The following is a 20,500-nucleotide window of genomic DNA, read 5'->3' as shown; positions in this document are numbered from 1 at the left end:
GGCTAGCATGCGCGGCGGATATTGTTGCTTCAAATCAGCGGGTCCCAGCGCTGCGACCAGTCGCTTTCGGCCTTGACCACCTCGCGCAGCAACGCCAGTGCCTGTTGCAACACCGCCGAATCCCGCGCCCGTGAATACACCAGGTACGTGGGGAAGCTGAACTCCGGCGCCTTGGGCACGCGTTGCATCACGCCGCTGTCCAGGTAGCTCTGCACCACGCGGGTGCGAAAATAACCGGCGCCGCCATTTTCCAGGATGTACTGCAACGCCAGCGGCCCCAGGTTGAAACTCAGTGCGGCGCGGGCCTTGTCGGGCAGGGCGGCGTCGTGTTGTTGACGAAAGCCGGGTCCCCAATCGATGTACACATAGGGCGCCGGGTTGCTCACCAGCTGCACCAGGATCAGTTTTTCCTCCAGCACCTGCTCCACCTGCAAGCCCGGCCAGTATTGCGGCTGGAACACCAGCGCGGCGTCCAGCACACCCAGCTCCAGTTGGCGCAGCAGGTATTCGCCTTCGCGGATTTCGGTGCGCAGGGCATGGCCGGGGATGTTCTGGCGCAGGGCCTGGGCCCAGCCGAGCATCAACGGGTTGCACAGGCTGACCTCGCCGCCGATGTGCAGCACGTTGCGATAGCCATCGGGCAACGGCAGGTCGCGTTTGGCCGCTTCCCAGGTTTGCAGCAACTGGTTGGCGTACACCACGAAGGCCTCGCCGTCGGCGGTCAGCCTGGCGCCGGCGCGGTTGCGGATGAACAGCGTGCTGCCCAATTGGCTTTCCAGGCTCTTGACCCGTGCGGTGATGGCGGTCTGGGTGACGTGCAGTTTCTCGGCCGCTGCGGCGAGGCTGCCGCAGCGGGTGATTTCGAGGAAGGTGCGTGCCAGTTCGATGTCCATGAAGCCCCCGGGGATGAATGGGGGGACAGTGTAATGGAATGGGGTTGAAACTGTGGGAGGGGGCTTGCTCCCAAGGTCTTCAGGTAGAACTGGCGAAAAGTACCCACAGTTGCAGTGTTCGTCCTCAGCCAGATAGGTCCAGGACCATCGGCGTGTACCCCGTCCCACATGGTGTCCTACGGTGTTCTGATGATTGGCGCTTGCAGGTGCTTGGTCGGGAATGCCTTTGCATACGCCTGGCACACCCGCAACACCTGCTCATCGGCAAACCGCGCCCCCACCACATGCAAGCCCACCGGCAAGCCATTCGCCGCCAGCCCGCACGGCACCGATGCCGCCGGTTGCTGGGTCAGGTTGAAAGGGTAGGTGAAGGGCGTCCACTGCGTCCATGCCTGCAAGCCGGAGCCGGGCGGTACGTCGTGCCCGGCTTCGAATGCGGTGATCGGCATCATCGGCGACACCAGCACATCGTAATGCTCATGGAACGCGGCCATGCGCGCCACCAATGCGGCGCGGGCTTCAAGGGCGGCGCTGAAGTCGTCCAGGCTCAACTGTTCGCCGCGTTGTGCAATCCTTGACAGTCCGGGGTCCAGCAGTTGTTTTTGTGTCTCGCTCATGGCGCCGGTCAGGCGTGCCGCGCCGGCTGCCCACAAGGTGCTGAAGACGTCCAGCGGGTCGCTGAAACCGGGGTCGATCTGCTCGACATGGGCGCCCAGTTGTTCCAGGCCTCGCACCGCCTCCGCGACCACCTTGGCCACTTGTGGGTCGACCTTCACGTAACCGAAGTTCGGACTGTAGGCCACACGCAACCCTTTCAAATCCGTACCCGGCGTCAGCCATGGTGTGGTGCGTGGAGCACCGATCAACCCATCCCGTGGGTCTGGCTGGGCGATGGTTTGCAGCATCAGCACACTGTCTTCCACCGTGCGGGTCATCGGCCCCAGGTGCGACAGAATGGTCATGGAGCTGGCCGGCCACTGCGGCACATAACCGAAGGTCGGCTTGATCCCGAAGGTGCCGGTAAAGGCGCAGGGAATGCGGATCGAGCCGCCGGCGTCGCTGCCCTGGTGCAACACGCCCAGGTTCAACGCCGCCGCTGCGCCCGCGCCGCCGGACGAGCCGCCCGCCGTGGTGCGGGTGTCCCACGGGTTGCGGGTGATGCCGTACAGTGGGTTGTCGGTGACGCCTTTCCAGCCGAATTCCGGGGTGGTGGTCTTGCCCAGCAGCACCGCGCCGGCCTTGCGCATAAAGGCTGTGAAGGGCGCGTCGACGTCCCACGGCCCTTCGGCGGATGAGGTGCGCGAGCCCTTGCGGGTCGGCATGCCGATGGTCAGCGTCAGGTCTTTGATCGACGCCGGCACACCGTCCAACGGCCCGCAGGGTTGGCCCTTGAGCCAGCGTTGTTCCGAGGCGCGTGCGGCGTTCAGCGCACCTTCCGGGTCGACGTGGCAATAGGCGTTCACCACCGGGTTGTAGCGCTCGATGCGCAACAAAGCGTCCTCGGTGACTTCCACCGGCGACAAGGTCTGGTCGCGAAAATGCTGCAGCAGTTGCACCGCTGTCAGTTGGCCGATGTCGCTCATGCCACGTCCCCCTGTGCCGCATTGACCATGGCGCGCAGCAATACCGCGCAGCCAGCTGCCAGGTCGTCCGGCGCGGCGTTTTCGATTTCGTTATGGCTGATGCCGCCTTCGCACGGCACAAAGATCATGCCGGCCGGGCCGAGTTCGGCGACAAAAATCGCGTCGTGCCCGGCCCCGCTGACGATGTCCATATGGCTCAGGCCCAAGGCTTCGGCGCCGTCACGCACCGCATTGACGCAGGCCGGGGCGAAGTCCAGCGGTGGAAAGTCGGCGGTAGGCGTCAGCTCAAAGGTCAGGCCGTGTCGCTGGGCAGTGGCTTCTATCACGCCGCGCACTTCATCGACCATGGCTTGCAGCTTGTCCGCGTGCAGGTGGCGCAGGTCGATGGTCATGTGCACCTGGCCGGGAATCACGTTGCGCGAGCCGGGGTGCAGGCTCAGGCAACCCACCGTGCCGCAGGCGTGGGGCTGCTGTTGATGGGCGATGCGGTTGACCGCGCTGACCACCTCGGCGGCGCCGACCAGGGCGTCCTTGCGCAGGTGCATCGGCGTCGGGCCGGCGTGGGCTTCGACGCCGGTCAAGGTCAGGTCGAACCATTTCTGCCCCAGGCACCCCATGACCACGCCAATGGTGGTGGTCTGGTCTTCCAGCACCGGGCCCTGTTCGATATGCGCCTCGAAATACGCGCCCACCGGGTGGCCGAGTACGGTGCGCGAGCCGGCATAGCCGATACGCTGCAATTCGGCGCCCACCGACAGGCCCTGGTCGTCGACTTTGTCGAGGGTGTCCTGCAAGTCGAACTTCCCGGCAAACACCCCGGAGCCCATCATGCACGGCGGAAAACGCGAGCCTTCTTCGTTGGTCCACACCACCACTTCAATCGGCGCTTGGGTTTCGATGTCCAGGTCATTGAGGGTGCGGATCACTTCCAGCCCGGCCATCACCCCGTAGCAGCCGTCGAACTTGCCGCCAGTGGGTTGGGTGTCGATATGGCTACCGGTCATCACCGGGGGCAGGGCGGGGTTGCGCCCGGCGCGGCGGGCAAAGATATTGCCGATGGCGTCGACACTGACGCTGCACCCGGCATCCTCGCACCATTGCACAAACAGGTCACGGGCCTGGCGGTCGAGGTCGGTGAGGGCGAGGCGGCACACGCCGCCCTTGGCGGTGGCGCCGAGTCGGGCCAGGTCCATCAGCGATTGCCACAGGCGGTCGCGGTTGATCAGAGGGGCGTTGCTCTGGAGCGGTTGCGTAAAACTGTTCATGTGCAATCTCCGGTCAGGCACTCAGGGCCAAATAACGGTTTTTGATCGTCGGGTCGGCGCGGAAGGCTTCGGCGCTGCCTGCGTATACGACGCGGCCCTGTTCAAGCACGTAATGGCGGTCGGCGAGCTTGTCGCAGACCATCAGGTTTTGTTCCACCAGCAGCACCGGCAGGCCGTCGTCCTTGACCTTGCGCAGGATTTTCACCAGTTCGTCGACGATCACCGGGGCCAGGCCTTCGGTGGGTTCATCGAGGATCAGCAGCTTGGGGTCGTTGAGCAGGGCGCGGGCGATGGCGAGCATCTGCTGCTCGCCGCCGGACAGCGCGTGGCCGGCGTTTTTGCGGCGCTCCTTGAGGCGCGGGAACATGGCGTACACGTCTTCGAGCTGCCAGCGACTGGTCTTGCGTGCGGCGATGCGCAGGTTTTCCTCAACGGTGAGCAAGCGGAAAATCCCACGGTTCTCCGGGACCAATGCCAAACCCTGACGGGCGATTTCGAAGATCTTCTGCCCGACCAGCGCCTGGCCGTTGAAGTGGATCTGGCCCTGGCGCGGGCAGATGATGCCGAGGATGCTGCGCAGGGTGGTGGTCTTGCCGGCGCCATTGCGCCCCAGCAGCGTTACCAGTTCGCCGGGGTTGACGGTCAGCGACACGCCTTCCAGCACGTGGCTCTTGTCGTAGTAGGAATGGATATTCTCGACGATCAGCATCAGGCAGCCTCCCCAAGGTATGCGGTGCGCACACGTTCATCGGCGCGCACGAATTCCGGCGTGCCTTCCACCAGGATCTGGCCGTGGCTCATCACCGTGATGCGTTGGCTGATGGACATGACAATGCTCATGTTGTGTTCGATCAGCAGTACTGTGTGATCGCGGCCAAGGTCGCTGATCAACTGAGTCATGATCGGGATATCGTCGATGCCCATGCCCGAGGTGGGCTCATCCAGCATCAACAGTTTCGGCTTGGAGCAGATCGACATGCCCACCTCCAGTACCCGTTGCTGGCCGTGGGACAACTCGCCGGCCAGGGTGTCGGCGCGGGCAGTGAGTTGCAGGCGTTCGAGCACCTGGTCGGCCATCTCCAGGTGTTCGCGCTGGCTGTCCACGCGACGCCAGAAGTTGAGGGCACGTGCGCCGTCACGGCCCTGAGCGGCCAGGCGCAGGTTCTCGCGCACGCTGAGGTTCTGGAACAGGCTGGTCAGCTGGAACGAGCGCGCCATGCCCAGGCCCACACGGCCGTGGGCGGGCTTGCGCATCAGGTTTTTACCGTCGAAATGAATTGCTCCAGCGGTGGCCTGGCGCTCGCCGGTGAGGCAGTGGAACAGGCTGGTCTTGCCGGCACCGTTGGGGCCGATGATGGTGTGGATGGTGCCGGCCTCGACCTTGAGGTTGACGCCATTCACTGCGTGGAACGCGCCGTAGGCCAGTTCCAGGTCCTGGGTTTCCAGCAGGATGCTCATAGCCCTTCCTCCTTGGCGATAACCACGTTCTTGCGGCTGCCGCGTACCTTCTCGAACAGCGACGCCAGGCCGCCCCACAAACCACCGCGCATGAAGATCACCACCAGGATCAGGATCACCCCCAGCAGCATCAGCCAGCGCGGCCACAGGTCGGAGAGGAAATCCCCGAGCAGCACGATGGAACCGGCGCCCAGCAACGAGCCAAACAGCGAGCCGGTGCCGCCGACGATGGTCATGATCAGGATGTTCTCGGACATCGCCAGGTCGATGTTCGACAGCGGCACAAAGTGCAGCAGCATGGCGTACAGCGCCCCGGCAATCCCGGTGACGGCGCCGGACAGCACGAACACCAGGATCTTGAAGTGCCGCGTGTCGTAGCCGATGGCCGAGGCGCGGGTTTCGTTTTCGCGGATAGCCATCAGCGTGCTGCCGAACGGCGAAGCGATGACCCGGCGCGCACCGATGAAGATCAGCAGGAACAGCACCGCGACAAAACCGTAGAACGCGCGGGCATCGGCCAGGGACAGCAGCACGGTGTCGCGGAGGCGGATTTCCGGGCGCGGCACGCTGAGCAGGCCGTTGTCGCCGCCGGTCCAGTCGCTGAGGGTGTAGGCGACAAAATACGCCATCTGGCTGAACGCCAGGGTCAGCATCACGAAATAGATACCGGTACGCCGGATCGCCAGGGCACCCACCAGCAAGGCCAGGAACCCACCCGCAATGGCGGCGCCGAGCAACGCGGTGAACAGGCCCAGTTGCAGGTGGATCATCAGTAGCGCCGCACAGTACGCGCCGGCCCCGAAGAAGATGCCTTGGCCGAACGACAGCAGCCCGGTGTAGCCCAGCAACAGGTTGCAGGCCAGGGCGGCCATGGCAAAGATCAGGATCTCGGTGGCCAGGGTCGCCGATGGCAAGATCAGCGGCAGGCCGATCAAGACTGCCAACACCCACAGCAGCATTGCGCGCGATTGCGTCTTGGCAAACGGCAGGGGATTTTTCTCGCTCATGTCAGGCTCTCCCGAACAGGCCGTAGGGACGGATCAGAATCACCACGGCCATCGCGCCGTAGATCATCAGGCTCGCACCCTGGGGCCAGAGTGTGGTCATCAGGCTTTGCACCACGCCCACCAGCAAACCGCCGACCAGCGCACCGCTGAAAGAGCCCATGCCGCCGATCACCACTACCACGAAGGCCACGCCGAGGATCTCCGGGCCGACAAAGGGCTGCGCGCCGCGCAACGGTGCGAACAGCACACCGGCGACGCCGGCCAGGGCCACGCCGAGGGCGAAGGTCATGGAGAACAGGCGGAAAATATTGGTGCCCAGCAGCGACACGGTTTCGGTGCTTTCACTGCCGGCGCGCACCAGGGCACCGAAGCGCGTGCGTTCCAGCAGCAACCACAGGCCCAGGCCGACCAGCCCGGAAAACACAATGAGGAACAGGCGGTAGTAGGGGTACACGAAGTCACCCACCACCAGCACGCCGCGCAGCAGTTCCGGTACCGCGACGCTCTTGCCCACCGGACCCCAGATCATCACGCTGGCCTCCTGGATGATCAGTGCAATCCCCAGGGTCACCAGGATCTGGAACATGTGCGGCAAGTGGTAGATCCGCTGAATCAACAGGCGCTCGATCACCCAGGCCAGTGCAGCCACCACCAGTGGCGCGATCAGCAACGCCAGCCAGAAGTTGCCGGTGAGGCTCACGGCGGTGTAGCAGATGTAGGCACCCAGCAGAAAGAACGCGCCGTGGGCGAAGTTGACGAAGTTGAGCAGGCCGAAAATGATCGTCAGCCCGACCGCAATGAGGAAGTAGATCATCCCCAGCCCAAGGCCGTTGAGGATCTGGAACAGGTAAAGATTAAGCATGCAGGAACCCTCGGCAGGACGCCGCTTGCGCGGCCCTGCGCTACAAAATTCAGGGGATCAGCCGAGCGTGCAGCCCGTGGCGTCCACCGGCGGGAACGATTGGCCGGCGCTGAGCACCTTGGCCAGGTCGTCCTTGTCGGCCATCTCGCTGCTGGCCTTGCCGATCAGCAGGTAGTAGTCCTTGATCACCTGGTGGTCGCCGGCGCGGATCGATTCCTTGCCGGTGGGCCCTTCGAAACTCAGGCCCTGCATGGCCTTGGCCACGGTCGGCCCGTCGAAGCTGCCGGTGGCGATGATGGTTTCGAGCATGACCCTGGTGCTGATGTAGTCGGCGGCCAGCGGGTAGGTGGGGTTGATGCCGTACTTGGCCTGGGTCAGCTTGACCAGTTCACGGTTGAGCGGGGTGTCGACCTGGTGCCAGTACTGTGCGCCAAGGTACACGCCCTCGAGTACATCGCTGCCCAGTTCCTGGAATTGGTCGAGTCCGGCGGACCACACCAGCAGCACTTTCATGCGCTCCTTGATGCCGAAGTTGACCGCCTGGCGCAGGGTGTTGGACGACTGGCTGCCGAAGTTGAGCAGCACCAGCACGTCGGGTCTGGTCGAGATGGCGTTGGTCAGGTAGCCGGAAAATTCCTGTTCCTGCAGCGAGTGGTAGCTGTTGCCGACGTGTTCCAGGCCGTGTTCCTTGAGCACGTTTTTGGCGCCTTCGAGCAGGGCTTCGCCGAACACGTATTGCGGGGTGATGGTGTACCAGCGCTTGGCGTCGGGCAGCAGTTTGATCAGCGGCACCATGGTTTCGCGGATTGCGCCGTAGGTCGGCACGGACCAGCGGAACGTCGCCTTGTTGCAGTCCTTGCCGGTGACTTCATCGGCGCCCACCGGGGTCATGAACACGCCGCCGACCTTGTCGACTTCCTTGGCCACCGCCAGCGCCGACGAGGACAAGGTGCACCCCTGGAAGAACCGCGCGCCGTCCTGCTGGATGGCTTCCTGGACCTTGCGCACCGCCTTGCCGGCGTTGCCTTCGGTGTCGATAACCTTGTAGTTCAACGGGCGACCCAGCACCTCCGGGTGCTGCTCCACCGCCAGGCGCGAACCCATGTCGGCAAACTTGCCATAGCTGGCAAACGCGCCAGACATGGACTTGAGGCCGTAAAAGGTAAAGGGCTCGGCGGCGAATGCCGAGCGCACGCTCAGCGGGAGGCTGAGGGCGGCTGCGGCGGTGAGACTGGCTTTCAACAACGTACGACGCTGCATGGGGTGACTCCCTGGTTTAGTTATTGGCAGGAGTGGCAATGGCGATACGGTGGAGCAAGGGCCTGTGGGCAGGCCTGTTATTGGATGAAACGATGTGTGGTTGAAATGCTGCCCACATGGGGTCTGTGGTGTTCTTTAAGAGTGATCGAACTCCAGTAGAAAATGCGGGCTGACTTGGCCTTCAAGGGCGGTCATGTGGTGTTCGGCATCGCACATGTGTTCATGCATCAAGCTGCGTACCGCGCTTTCATCCCCGGCACGAAAGGCGATCAGCAACTGCTTGTGATAATCCAGGTTGGCCGCGTCGAACTGCTTGCGCTTGGGCTTGTAGGCTTTTTTCAGCACCACCAGGTCGCGCAGCAGGTCGTTGAGAAACTGCGCCATGAAACTCAGCAGCGGGTTGGGGCAGGCCTTGGCCAGCAGGTTGTGGAACTCCAGCTCCGCCAGGCGTTGTTCGCGCTGGCCGGCCTCGCTGTCTTCCGGGGCGCTGCAGAAATCCACGTTGTCTTGCAGGGCCTGGTAGTCGTCTTCGCTGAGGCGCCCGAGCACCGACACCGCCAGTTCCACTTCGATGACTTTGCGCAGTTGGTACACCTGTTCGCCATCCAGGTGCTGGAAGTGCAGGTAGTTGCGCAATGCGCGGCTGGCCGGTTCGGTGCCGGCCTGGTTCAGGTAGGCGCCACCGCTGGGGCCGGTGCGGGTGCTCACCAGGCCTTCCACTTCCAGGGCCTTGAGTGCTTCGCGGGCAGAGCCCTTGGAGCACTGGAAGCTTTCCATCAGCTCACGCTCGGTGGGCAGGCGGTCGCCGGGCTTCAAGGCGTCGGTGACGATTGAGCGCTTGACCGACTCGACAATCACATCGGACAGCTTCTGGCGTTTGCGTCGTAGCGGGCGGCTTAGCATGGGTTCGATTTATCGTATTAATGCGGATAAATAGCACTTAATAACGATCGACCCCCAACGTCAACGCCAGGTGTCGTTTTTGAGGACAACAGGTCGCAAACGAGGGTTACTGTCCTTCGGCGGAATCCAGGCAGCGGGTGGCCCGGGGTGGTTGCTTGCCGTAGATCAGGAAGTCGCCCACCCAGCGGTTGATGCAACGGCTGGCGTCCTGTGTGGACGAGTCTTTCAGGCGCAGTTGTTCAACGAAGGGTGCCGCCATTTCGCTCGCGTGCGCGTTGACCAGTACCATGCGCGTGACCCGTTCGGGAAACAGCGTGGCGTAGCGGTTGCCCAGGCGTGCGCTGTCGGCATTGCCCAGGTAGCGCAATTGAGCTTCACCGAGTTGGGTACGTACGAACTCCAGGTCCTGGGCCGCCTGCTCGATGCCATTGTCGGTACTGAGGTCGCGGGTGCTGAGCTCGATGACGTCATAACGGTCGACCAGCCGGCGATAGGCCGGGTGGGAGTGGGAGCCCCACAGGCTGGCCAGGTGGATGACGAAGGTGCCGACCTGAGTCTTCTTGGCCGCGTCGCCGGCCTGGGCAATGATCACGCCTTCACGGTTCAACGGGTCGCGGGCACCGACGCGGGTTACGTACAAGCGCAACCTGCCCTGGCGGGGTGCGGCATGATTGCGCGGTACGCTCACGGTGCCGCATTGGGTCCGTTCCAGTACCGCAGGGTCCAGGCGTTCAACGGAGGGCAGGGGACAGTCCAGCAACCAGTCGATGGCAGTGGGGGGGATCAACGGCTGGGCTGTCGCAAGGTTTGCCATCAGCCAGAGGCAGGCGCCCGTCAGGTGTTTTGCAGCAGTCATCGAGAGGTCCCGGGCAACCGTGTGATAGCGGCTTTTTTACCAAGGACCTTGGGTCGAAGAATGTAGGCTGAAAGAACGTCTGTTGTATGAAATTGGAGTTTTGTTTATCGGATCTCTGTCTGCCAGCCACCACCCAGTGCTTTGTACAGGGCGATACTGGCCTGTAGGCGTGACAAGCGCAGTTGCACGTTCTGGTCCTGGGCTGCGTACAGGGTGCGCTGGGTTTCCAGCACGGTGAGCAGGTCTTCGGCGCCGGCCTGGTAGCGGCTTTCGGCAATCTGGAACGCCGTCTGCGCCTGTTGCAGTTCTTCACGCTGCCATTCGCGTTGCTGGTCGAGGCGGGTGATGCTGCTGAGGGCTTTTTCCACATCGGCAAAACCGTTGATGATTGCGCCGCGATAGGTTTGCAGCAGTTCATCCTGGCGGGCGCGGGCCTTGTCGCGTTCAGCGCTTAAACGGCCGTTGTTGAAGATCGGGCCGACCAGGCCGGCGGTCAGCGTGTAGTAGGGGCTGCGCAGGATATCCAGGGCCTTGTAGGCATCCGAGCCCAGGGTTGCGCCCAGGGTGATGGCAGGCAGCATGGCGGCGCGGGCCACGGTGACGTCGGCCTGTGCCGCCGCCAGTTGTGCTTCGGCCTTGGCGAGGTCGGGGCGGCGGCTGAGCAGTTGGCTGGGCATGCCCGCGCCGATGGTTGGCCAGGTCAGCGCCTGGAAGCTCTCGGAGCCCAGGTCCAGGCCTTGTACCGGCTGGCCGAGCAGGGCGGCCAGGGTGATCCGCGACTCTTCGCTCAGTTGCTGGATCAGCGGCAATTGGCGTTGCTGGCTGGCCACCAGGCTTTTTTGCTGGGCCAGTTCCAGCGCGGTGGCGGAGCCGGCGTCATAGCGGGTCTGCACCAGCGCGAGCACGTTGCGCGCATTGGCCAGGTTCAGCTCGGCAATCTGCTCGCGCTGCCGGGCGGCCAGGGTTTGCGCGTAGCGGTCGGCGACGCTGCTGAGCAGGGTCAGTTCCACCGTGGCCTGGTCGAACGCGCTGGCGCGCAGACTCTGTAAGGCGCTGTCGCGGGCGGCGGCGCGGCCACCCCAGAAGTCCACTTCGTAACTGGTGGTGAGGTTGGCGCTGTAGTTATCGACGGTATCATCGCTGCGTGTTGCGTCCAGGTCCGGGCCACCAGGGCCGCGCAGCAATTTCTGGCGGCTCGTGCCGAGGTTGAATTTCACCTCCGGCAGCAGCGGCGCGCCGGCGATCACTGCGCTGGCCTGGGCCTGGCGCACGCGGGCCGTGGCGGCGGCCACGTCGAAGCTGTCCCGGCGGGCCTGGTCGACCAGGCGATTGAGCTGCGGGCTGCCGAACTGGGTCCACCATTGCTGCTGGGTGGCCTGGGCGGCGCTGCGCTCGGTATATTGCCAGGCAGCCGGCGGTGCAATGCCGCTGTCGATGGCAGGCGGGTTGCCGGTGCAGGCGCTGAGCAATACGCAGAGGCCGGGCAGGTAAAGGGATCGTTTATTCACTGGTCAACGCCTTAACCGGATCGAGCCGGGCAGCTTTACGGGCCGGCATAAAGCCGAATACGACGCCGGTGACAAGGGCGCAACCGAATGCACCGAACACCGCCACCAGGGAAAACTGCACCGCCACCTTGGCCAGCACCAGCACCCCGCCCACCAACAGCGCGAGGGCGATGCCGCACAGGCCGCCGACCACCGAAAGCATCACCGCTTCGGTGAGGAACTGACGCAGGATGTCGCGCTGGCGTGCGCCGGTGGCCATGCGGATACCGATTTCACGGGTACGCTCGCGTACAGTCATCAACATGATGTTCATCACGCCGATGCCGCCCACCAACAGGGAAATCGCGGCAATCGAACCGAGCATCAGCGACAGTGTGTTCTGCGTGCGCGCCTCGGCCTGGATCATCGCGGCGTTGTTGGTCAGCTCATAGTCGCGCTTGCCGTTGTGCAGTTTTTGCATCAACTGGTCGATGGCCACCTCGGCCTCGCGGACCTTGCGCGCGTCCGCCGCGGCGATCACCACATACTCGGGGTTGTAGCTGCCGAACAGGCGCACGCTGGCGGCGGTGTAAGGGATGGCAACGCGATCGTCGCTGTCCTTGTTGCCGGAGCTGGCGCCTTTTTCCGCCAGCACGCCGATCACCTGGAATGGCACGTTTTCAATCAGGATGTACTGGCCGATGGGGTCGACCTCGCCCTTGAACAGCTTCTCACGCACACGATGACCAATCACCGCCACGGTGGCAGCGGCACGCTCGTCGGCGGCAGTGAAATAATTGCCCTCGACCACCGGCCAATTGAAAATCTCCGGGAAGTTGGTGTCGTTGCCGCCCACGTAAGCCATGTAGTCGACATTGCCGAAACGCACCCCGGCTTCGTTGCCGTTGACCGGCATGATGCGCTGCACCTGCGGCAGGGCCGCCAGCGCATGCACGTCATCGAGCGTCACGATCCCCAGCGGCGTGCGCGGATTCGGCGATGAACCGCTGAGGTAGATGATGTTGGAGCCGAACGCGCCCATCTGCGCCATGACCTGGCGCTTGCTGCCTTCGCCCACTGCCAGCATCACCACCACCGACGCCACGCCGATGATGATGCCCAGCAGGGTCAGCGCGGTACGGAAGCGGTTGATCCACATCACACGCCAGGCAGCTTGCACCGCGTCCACCAGTTCGGCTTTCCAGGCGCCGTTGTGCTCGGCGCCGTCGGCCAGGCGCTGGCGCAGGTCCACGGCTTGCAGGGCGCCGGTGGTGGCTACGGGCCTGGTGTCGCTGTCATTGGCCGAGTCACTGATGATCAAGCCATCGCGAATTTCGATGATGCGGTTGGCCCGCGCAGCCACTTCGCGGTCGTGGGTGATCAGGATCACTACGTGGCCCTGGCTGGCCAGTTCGTCCAGCAGGGTCATGACCTCGGCGCCGCTGTGGCTGTCGAGGGCGCCGGTGGGTTCGTCGGCGAGGATGATATGGCCGCCGTTCATCAACGCACGGGCGATGGACACTCGCTGCTGCTGACCGCCGGACAGCTGGTGCGGACGGTTGCCGGTGCGCTCGGCCAGGCCCAGGCGGGTGAGCAGGGCGTTGGCGCGGGCATGGCGTTCGGCGGCGCTGATACCGGCGTAGATGGCCGGCATCTCGACGTTTTCCTGGGCCGTGCCCGAGGGGATCAGGTGGTAGCCCTGGAACACAAAACCAAAGGCTTCGCGGCGCAGCCAGGCCAGTTCGTCGCTGTCCAGGTGCGCGACGTTTTCCCCGGCGAACAGGTAGTCGCCGGTGCTGGGGCGGTCAAGGCAACCGAGGATGTTCATCAACGTGGACTTGCCGGAGCCGGAGGCACCGACGATGGCGACGAATTCCCCGGCATGGATCGCCAGGTCGATGCCGCGCAACACGTCGACCAGCGGGCTGTCGCCGCCGCCGTAGGACTTGCGGATGTCCTTGAGTTCGATCAGGGGCGTGTTCACCTCAACCCCCGTTGCCGTCGGCCGGGCCGACCAGCAGTTGATCACCTTCGTTCAGGCCGTCGAGTACCTGCACGCGCAGGCGGTCGCTGATGCCGACCTGCACCTGGCGCTGCTCGATACGGCCGTTCTTGCCCACCACCCGGGCGATCTGCTGGTTGGCGTTGGCCGTGCCCTGTAGCGCAGCGATCGGCGCCGTCAGCGTATCCTGGGCCTGGCTGGCGACGAAAAATACCTGGGCGGTCATTTCCGCCATCAACGTGTTGTCGCTGTTGTCCACATCCAGCAACACGGTGTACAGCACCACGCGGCCGCTGCCGCTTTTATTCGAACTGTTGGGGCTGCCGCTGCCCTGGGTTTCGTTCAACGGCTTGGGCGGGATCGGCAGGATCTGCCGCACGGTGCTGGTCCAGCGCCGGTTGCCGCCGCTCAGGGTGGTGAAATAGGCGGTCATGCCCGGTTTGACGTGGCCGATATCCGCTTCCGAGACTTCCGCCCAGACGGTCATCGGCGACAGCTTGGCGATCCGCAGGATCAACGGTGTCTGCTGCTGTGCGTTGAGGGTCTGGCCGACCCGCGCGTCCACCGCGACCACGGTGCCGGTCATCGGCGCATAAATCCGCGTGTAGCCCAACTCGGCTTCATCACTGCGCAGGCTGGCCTGGGCTTGCAGGATCTGCGCCTGGAACATATCGACCCGGGCCTGGGTGGCGCTCAGTTCCGCCTTGGCGGTTTGTACGTCTTCCTCGCGGGTGGCGTTGCCGGCGACCAGGCGCTGCTGGCGCTGGTATTTCTGGCGCGCCAGTTCGTGCTGGGCCTTTTGCTCCTGCAACTGGGCCTTGAGGTTTTCGATGGCGTAGCGGCTGGCGTCGAGCTTGGCCTTCTGCGTGGACGGGTCGATCTCCACCAGCAGTTGGCCTTCCTGCACCTGGTCGCCGGCCTCGACGTGGATCTTGCGGATCTGCCCCGATGCCTGGGCGCCCACGTCCACATAACGACGCGGTTGCAGGGTGCCCAGGGCGGTCACGCTGTTTTCGATATTGCCGCGGGTGACGGTGACGGTGGTGAGGGTGTCACGCCCCGGCGGCAGCACCTGCCAGGCCGCGACGGCGATAATGGGGATCAGGCACGCGATAACGAGCAAGGCGCGTCGGGCAGGTCGAGGGCGTTTCATGCGTGGGTTTCCAGCCAGGAAAGTTCGGACCGCAGTTGCGGGGAGCTGACAAGTAAACGAGAGAATTGCGCGGGGATTTAGGCGGTTACATAAGCAGTTACAGCTCCCTTGAAGAAAAAAATCGTCCGTTGATGCGAGTCTGCTTTAAAAGTAGATGAGAATTACTATAAATTGCACACACTCAAACTGCCATCACCTGAACGCTGTCTTTTTTGCACCCGGGGACCTAATGCCGCCACCCCGCGGCCGGGAGTCATGTTGGAAAACTACTATCGCGAGCTGGTGTGTTTCCTCAACGCCAAGCTGGGCAACCGTCAGGTGGCCGAGGATGTGGTGCATGACGCGTATGTCCGGGTGCTGGAACGTTCCAGCGACACCCCCATCGAACAACCCCGTGCCTTTTTGTACCGCACCGCGCTTAACCTGGTGATTGACGGCCACCGGCGCAATGCCTTGCGCCAGGTCGAACCGCTGGACGTACTCGATGCCGAAGAACGCTTTGCCAGCAGTTCGCCGCACACCACCCACGACCACGGCCAGCGCCTGGAACTGCTCGAACGCGCCCTGGCCGAGCTGCCGCCGGCCTGTCGCGACAGCTTCCTGCTGCGCAAGCTCGACGGCCTGACCCACCTGCAGATTGCCGAACGCCTGTGCATTTCCCGCGCGTTGGTGGAAAAACACATCGTCAACGCCATGAAGCACTGCCGGGTGCGCATGCGCGAGTGGGAAGCGCACTGATCACTGATCAGTTAAATTTTATTTCACTGTCCTCGTTTCCTATCAACACACGGCCTGATGTGCAGGCCTTGAAAGGTATTCCCGCCCCACCGCCAAGGGGCTTATCCAGAGGACACTGGAATGACACAGGCAATTGCTTCGCCCGCGGTTCACGACCTGATCGGTATCGGTTTCGGCCCTTCGAACCTGGCGCTGGCCATCGCCCTGCAGGAGCGCGAAAAGGCCCAGGGCAAACTGGACGTACTGTTCCTGGACAAACAGGCCGACTACCGCTGGCACGGCAATACCCTGGTCACCCAGAGCGAGCTGCAGATCTCGTTCCTCAAGGATCTAGTGACCCTGCGCAACCCCACCAGTCCGTACTCCTTCGTCAATTACCTGAAAGCCCACGACCGCCTGGTGGAGTTCATCAACCTGGGCACCTTCTACCCGTGCCGCATGGAGTACAACGATTACCTGCGCTGGGTCGCCGGCCAGTTCCAGGCCCAGGCGCGCTACGGCGAGGAGGTGCTGGCCATCGAGCCGATCCTGCACCAGCAGCAGGTCGAAGCCCTGCGCGTGATCTCCCGCGATGCACTGGGCGAGCAGCATGTGCGCACCACTCGTTCGGTGGTGGTCAGCGCCGGTGGCACGCCACGTATTCCTGAGGCGTTCAACGCGCTCAAAGGCGACAGCCGGGTGTTCCACCATTCCCAATACCTGGAGCGCATGGCCAGCCAGCCGTGTGTCGACGGCAAGGCCATGCGCATCGCCATCATCGGCGGCGGCCAGAGTGCGGCCGAAGCCTTTATCGACCTGAACGACAGCTTCCCGTCGGTGCAGGTCGACATGATCCTGCGCGGCTCGGCGCTCAAGCCGGCCGATGACAGCCCGTTCGTCAACGAAGTGTTCTCGCCGGCCTTTACCGACCTGGTGTTCCAGCAGGAGGGCGCCGAGCGCGAGCGCCTGGTGGCCGAGTACCAGAACACCAACTATTCGGTGGTGGATCTGGACCTGATCGAGCGCATCTACGGCATTTTCTACCGCCAGAAAGTTTCCGGCATCGCCCGCCAGGCGTTCCGCACCATGACCGTGGTCGAGAAGGCCACGCCGGGCCCGCTGGGCATCGAGTTGGCGCTGCGCAACAACGCCAACGGCGAAACCAGCCTCAACCATTACGACGCGGTGATCCTGGCCACCGGCTACGAGCGCCAGACGCACCGCGCCTTGCTCGCGCCGCTGGAAGACTACCTGGGCGACTTCGACGTGGCGCGCGACTACCGCATCGTCACCGACGAGCGTTGCAACGCCGGCATCTACATCCAGGGGTTCAGCCAGGCCAGCCACGGTTTGAGCGACACCTTGCTGTCGGTGCTGCCGATCCGCGCCGATGAAATTGCGGCGTCGTTGTATGCCCTGGACCGTGGGCGCGGCAAGGGGCGCTCGGTGCAGGACCGGTTGCTTGCCACTGCCAGCTGACCAACTGCGCTTGTGACCGGGAGGGCTGCCTGATACTGTACAAAAAACCAGTATCGGTAGCCCTCCATGCAGTTGATCGAAAAACTCAGCATTCTCGCCGACGCCGCCAAGTACGACGCGTCCTGCGCCAGCAGTGGCGCGCCCAAGCGCAGTTCCGAGGGCAAAACGGGGCTGGGTTCCACCGATGGCATGGGCATCTGCCACAGCTATACGCCGGACGGGCGTTGCGTGTCGTTGCTCAAGGTGCTGCTCACCAACTTCTGTCTCTACGACTGCCAGTACTGCGTCAACCGCCGCTCCAGCGACGTGCCCCGCGCACGGTTCAGCCCGGAGGAGGTGGTGACCCTGACCCTGGATTTCTATCGGCGCAATTGCGTCAGCGGGCTGTTTCTCAGCTCCGGCATCATCCGTTCGTCCGACTACACCATGGAGCAGTTGGTGCGCGTGGCCAAGCTGCTGCGCGAAGAGCACGACTTTCGCGGCTATATCCACCTCAAGACCATTCCCGACGCGGACCCGGCGCTGATCGCCGAGGCCGGGCGCTATGCCGACCGGCTGAGCGTGAACATCGAACTGCCCACCGAGGCCAGCCTGCAGACCCTGGCGCCGGAAAAAAAGATCGGCTCGATCAAGCAGGCCATGCAGACCATCTACACTGGCGAGCAGACGGTCCGTAACGAACCGCGTGCACCGCGTTTTGCCCCGGCCGGGCAGAGCACGCAACTGATCGTCGGCGCCGACGACACCGATGACAGCACCATCCTCCACGGTGCCGAGGCGTTGTACGGCAACTTCAAGCTGCGTCGCGTGTATTACTCGGCGTTCAGCCCCATCCCCAACAGCCCGAAAAGCGTGCCCCTGGCCGCGCCGCCGCTGATGCGCGAGCACCGCTTGTACCAGGCCGATTTCCTGTTGCGCAGCTATGGGTTCAACGCCAATGAGCTGTTCAAAGGCCCCGGCCACCTGGCCCTGGACATCGACCCCAAGCTGGCCTGGGCCCTGGACAACCGCGATGTGTTCCCTCTGGACCTGAATCGCGCCGAACCGACCTTGATCGCACGCATTCCAGGCATTGGCCTGCGCACCACCCAGCGCCTGGTGGACCTGCGTCGCGAACGCAAGATCCGCTTCGAAGACCTGGCGCGCATGCGCTGCGTGCTGGCCAAGGCCAAGCCGTTTTTCATCACCAGCGACTACCATCCGCAACAGGCCGACAGCACCAGCGTGCTGCTGCGCGAGCAACTGCGCGACCGCCCGCAACCTGAGCAGATGGGGTTGTGGGGGTGATCAGCCTGGAATGCGACAACCTGTTCGCCACCTGGCGCGACCAGGCACGCTGGCTGCTCAGCCATCAGGTCGATCCCAGTCAGGTGAGCTGGGGCGAGGCGGAGGTGGCGGACCTGTTTGCCACTGACCAGTCGATTCCCGAGGCGCCCGGGCCTTTCCAGACGCGAGTGCCCAAGGCCCTGCTGGAACTGCTGGAATCGGCTGCCTGCTACCACGGCGACCAACGCTGGAGCCTGCTGTATGAGGTGCTGTGGCGCGTCAGCCATGGCGACCGCACCGCGATGCTGGCCGGGGACAAGCTGGGCAGCGAGTTGCAGCGGCGGATCAAGCAGGTCAGCCGCGAGGCGCATCACCTGCATGCATTTGTGCGGTTTATCGCGCTGCCGGCGGGAGCGGGGCCGGAACTGCCGGAATACGTGGCCTGGCATGAACCGGCCCATGACATCCTGAAATCCGCCAGCCAACATTTTATCGGGCGCATGGGCCGTCATCGCTGGATGATCGCCACACCGTTGGATGGGGTTTACTACGATGGCGAGCAGTTGATCCACCAGCGTGAGTGCCCCGAGGCGTGGCGGCAGTTGGCGCAGAATCTCGAGGACCCCCATAGCGCGATGTGGCTGACCTATTACAGCCACATCTTCAACCCGGCACGGTTGAACCCCAAGGTGATGGAAGGGCATTTGCCCAGCCGGTTCTGGAAGAACCTGCCGGAGGGCAAGTTGATACCTGGGTTGATCAGCGAGGCAAGGACGGGGAAGCAGAAGGATGGGCAGGCCAGGCTGATTGGCACCAAGCCTGGCAAGAGAATCTTAAGCGGGCAGGGTTGAATATGTGGGAGGGGGCTTGCCCCCGATGAGGGAGTGTCAGTCACAGATGCATAGACTGACACACTGCTATCGGGGGCAAGCCCCCTCCCACATTCGATCGGCAGTGTTTTGGAGAGATAAGTTCAGGCCAACTCGGTGGCGGTGTTCTTGACCACTGCCAATTCCGGATGCGCCACCAACTTATCGATGTGCAACTCATCATTGTTCAGCCAGGTCTCTGTCAACACCCGGTAATGCTCCATGTCCCGGCAACGCATGCGCAGGCTGTAGTCGAACGGCCCGCTGATCAGCTGGCATTCGAACACCTGCGGGCAGGCCTTCACACAGGCTTCGAAGGCCTTTTGCGCCGAGCGCCCGCTTTGGTTGGACAAGGCCACCAGCACCAGCAATGACAAGCCTGGCGAGACCATCTGCACATCGATGATCGCCCCATACCCACGGATCACCCCGCGCCGCTCCAGCTTGCGCACCCGTTCCAGGCAGGGCCGGGGCGTGAGGTGTACCAGCGACGAGAGCTTTTCGTAGGTGATGCGCCCCTGATGGCGCAGCACTTCGATAATGGCTTCATCGATGCGGTCCAGCGCAGGGGAGGAATGGGGTCCGTTGGCCTTGGTATCCATGGGTTTCACTTCAAACGGTTGGAAAGAAATTGCTGCAGGCGCTCACTGCGGGGGTGGTCGAGGATCCTGGCGTCGCCTTGTTCCTCAACCTTGCCCTGGTGCAAGAACAGCACTTGGCTGGACACCTGGCGGGCAAAGCCCATTTCGTGGGTGACCATCAGCATGGTACGACCTTCCTCGGCCAACGTCTGTATGACTTTGAGGACTTCTCCTACAAGTTCTGGGTCGAGCGCGGAAGTCGGCTCATCGAACAGGATGATCTCCGGTTCCATCGCCAAGGCCCGGGCAATCGCCACGCGCTGCTGCTGGCCGCCGGACAGGAACGCCGGGTACTGATCCGCCACGCGGCCCGGCAGGCCGACCTTGTTCAGGTACAGGCGTGCGCGTTTTTCCGCCTCGGCGGCGCTCACGCCCAGCACCCGGCGCGGGGCCATGGTGATATTTTCCAGCACGGTCATGTGGCTCCACAGGTTGAAGTGCTGGAACACCATGGCCAGGCGTGTACGAAGGTTCTGCAGTTGGGCCTGGTGCGGCGCGCGGGTGCCGGCGCGGCCTTGCTGCATTTCGATGCTGATGCCGTCCAGAGTGATCACCCCGGCGTCCGGCTGTTCGAGGAAGTTGATGCAGCGCAGCATCGTGCTTTTGCCGGAGCCGCTGGCGCCGATCAGGCTGATCACATCGCCATTGCGCGCATTCAGCGATACGCCCTTGAGCACTTCGTGTTCGCCGTAGCGTTTGTGGATGCCTTCGACTTGCAGCTTGATAGCGGCGGTGGCGGGTGTGGCAACGGGTTCGTCAACGGGATAAGTGGCCAGGGCCTGCGCGGACTGATTCATGG

19 protein-coding genes are annotated in these 20,500 nt (G+C 63.6%); 4 read left to right on the top strand and 15 right to left on the bottom strand.

The window, feature by feature from the left end:
* Nucleotides 1-29 precede the first annotated feature (29 nt).
* The 13 genes from BFN10_RS25960 to BFN10_RS25900 all read right to left on the bottom strand — a co-directional run bounded on the left by BFN10_RS25960 (nt 30) and on the right by BFN10_RS25900 (nt 14,729).
* Nucleotides 30-893, bottom strand: a complete 864-nt coding sequence (locus BFN10_RS25960; protein ID WP_071492112.1) for a LysR family transcriptional regulator — start codon at nt 891-893, stop codon at nt 30-32.
* Nucleotides 894-1,069: 176 nt separating this feature from the next.
* Nucleotides 1,070-2,476 carry an amidase gene (locus BFN10_RS25955; protein ID WP_071492111.1) on the bottom strand — a complete coding sequence of 469 codons (1,407 nt, stop codon included), beginning with the start codon at nt 2,474-2,476 and terminating at the stop codon, nt 1,070-1,072.
* Nucleotides 2,473-3,741: a Zn-dependent hydrolase gene (locus tag BFN10_RS25950; protein ID WP_071492110.1), complete on the bottom strand. Its 1,269-nt coding sequence runs from the start codon at nt 3,739-3,741 to the stop codon at nt 2,473-2,475. The genes BFN10_RS25955 and BFN10_RS25950 overlap by 4 nt, the downstream gene beginning before the upstream one ends.
* Nucleotides 3,742-3,754: 13 nt before the next feature.
* Nucleotides 3,755-4,450, bottom strand: coding sequence for an ABC transporter ATP-binding protein (locus BFN10_RS25945; RefSeq protein ID WP_071492109.1), 696 nt, complete (start codon nt 4,448-4,450; stop codon nt 3,755-3,757).
* Nucleotides 4,450-5,199, bottom strand: a complete 750-nt coding sequence (locus BFN10_RS25940) for an ABC transporter ATP-binding protein (protein ID WP_071492108.1) — start codon at nt 5,197-5,199, stop codon at nt 4,450-4,452. Before BFN10_RS25940 ends, BFN10_RS25945 begins: the two co-directional genes overlap by 1 nt.
* Nucleotides 5,196-6,206, bottom strand: coding sequence for a branched-chain amino acid ABC transporter permease (locus BFN10_RS25935; protein WP_071492107.1), 1,011 nt, complete (start codon nt 6,204-6,206; stop codon nt 5,196-5,198). The genes BFN10_RS25940 and BFN10_RS25935 overlap by 4 nt, the downstream gene beginning before the upstream one ends.
* Before the next feature lies 1 nt (nt 6,207).
* Nucleotides 6,208-7,068: a branched-chain amino acid ABC transporter permease gene (locus BFN10_RS25930; RefSeq protein ID WP_071492106.1), complete on the bottom strand. Its 861-nt coding sequence runs from the start codon at nt 7,066-7,068 to the stop codon at nt 6,208-6,210.
* A gap of 57 nt (nt 7,069-7,125) precedes the next feature.
* A complete protein-coding gene (locus BFN10_RS25925) occupies nt 7,126-8,328 on the bottom strand; it encodes an ABC transporter substrate-binding protein (RefSeq protein WP_071492105.1) in 1,203 nt (400 codons plus the stop codon).
* A 135-nt stretch (nt 8,329-8,463) separates the two neighbouring features.
* Nucleotides 8,464-9,231, bottom strand: coding sequence for a FadR/GntR family transcriptional regulator (locus BFN10_RS25920; RefSeq protein WP_015884774.1), 768 nt, complete (start codon nt 9,229-9,231; stop codon nt 8,464-8,466).
* Nucleotides 9,232-9,337: 106 nt separating this feature from the next.
* On the bottom strand, nt 9,338-10,087 hold the full coding sequence (locus BFN10_RS25915; protein WP_071492104.1) for an alpha/beta fold hydrolase: 750 nt from the start codon (nt 10,085-10,087) through the stop codon (nt 9,338-9,340).
* Nucleotides 10,088-10,191: 104 nt separating this feature from the next.
* Nucleotides 10,192-11,595, bottom strand: a complete 1,404-nt coding sequence (locus BFN10_RS25910; protein WP_071492103.1) for an efflux transporter outer membrane subunit — start codon at nt 11,593-11,595, stop codon at nt 10,192-10,194.
* Entirely contained in the window at nt 11,588-13,558 is a 1,971-nt protein-coding gene (locus BFN10_RS25905) for a MacB family efflux pump subunit (RefSeq protein WP_071492102.1), read from the bottom strand. Before BFN10_RS25905 ends, BFN10_RS25910 begins: the two co-directional genes overlap by 8 nt.
* Nucleotide 13,559: 1 nt before the next feature.
* The gene (locus BFN10_RS25900) at nt 13,560-14,729 is read right to left on the bottom strand and encodes an efflux RND transporter periplasmic adaptor subunit (protein ID WP_071492101.1); all 1,170 of its coding nucleotides are present in this window, start codon (nt 14,727-14,729) and stop codon (nt 13,560-13,562) included.
* A gap of 255 nt (nt 14,730-14,984) precedes the next feature.
* Here BFN10_RS25900 and BFN10_RS25895 point away from each other — a divergent pair, with 255 nt between their 5' ends.
* The 4 genes from BFN10_RS25895 to BFN10_RS25880 all read left to right on the top strand — a co-directional run bounded on the left by BFN10_RS25895 (nt 14,985) and on the right by BFN10_RS25880 (nt 19,042).
* Complete coding sequence (locus tag BFN10_RS25895) at nt 14,985-15,467, top strand: sigma-70 family RNA polymerase sigma factor (protein WP_071492100.1); 483 nt, start codon at nt 14,985-14,987, stop codon at nt 15,465-15,467.
* Nucleotides 15,468-15,587: 120 nt separating this feature from the next.
* A complete protein-coding gene (locus tag BFN10_RS25890; protein ID WP_071492099.1) occupies nt 15,588-16,925 on the top strand; it encodes a lysine N(6)-hydroxylase/L-ornithine N(5)-oxygenase family protein in 1,338 nt (445 codons plus the stop codon).
* Between the two features lie 66 nt (nt 16,926-16,991).
* Entirely contained in the window at nt 16,992-18,212 is a 1,221-nt protein-coding gene (locus tag BFN10_RS25885; protein WP_071492098.1) for a putative DNA modification/repair radical SAM protein, read from the top strand.
* Nucleotides 18,209-19,042 (top strand): TIGR03915 family putative DNA repair protein, encoded by an 834-nt coding sequence (locus tag BFN10_RS25880; RefSeq protein WP_071492211.1) that lies wholly within the window; start codon nt 18,209-18,211, stop codon nt 19,040-19,042. The genes BFN10_RS25885 and BFN10_RS25880 overlap by 4 nt, the downstream gene beginning before the upstream one ends.
* A gap of 122 nt (nt 19,043-19,164) precedes the next feature.
* Here the strand turns inward: BFN10_RS25880 and BFN10_RS25875 are convergent, their stop codons facing one another.
* Together BFN10_RS25875 and BFN10_RS25870 are read right to left on the bottom strand one after the other, a co-directional pair.
* Nucleotides 19,165-19,662, bottom strand: coding sequence for an Lrp/AsnC family transcriptional regulator (locus tag BFN10_RS25875; RefSeq protein ID WP_016974875.1), 498 nt, complete (start codon nt 19,660-19,662; stop codon nt 19,165-19,167).
* Nucleotides 19,663-19,667: 5 nt separating this feature from the next.
* Complete coding sequence (locus BFN10_RS25870; RefSeq protein WP_231999512.1) at nt 19,668-20,498, bottom strand: ABC transporter ATP-binding protein; 831 nt, start codon at nt 20,496-20,498, stop codon at nt 19,668-19,670.
* Nucleotides 20,499-20,500: the final 2 nt, after the last annotated feature.

Origin of the sequence: Pseudomonas extremorientalis, from assembly GCF_001870465.1 — a bacterium.
In the GTDB taxonomy this organism is placed as follows: Bacteria; Pseudomonadota; Gammaproteobacteria; order Pseudomonadales; family Pseudomonadaceae; genus Aquipseudomonas; species Aquipseudomonas extremorientalis.
The sequence above is the reverse complement of the archived record's forward strand: the minus strand, read 5'-3'. Positions and strand labels throughout refer to the sequence as shown.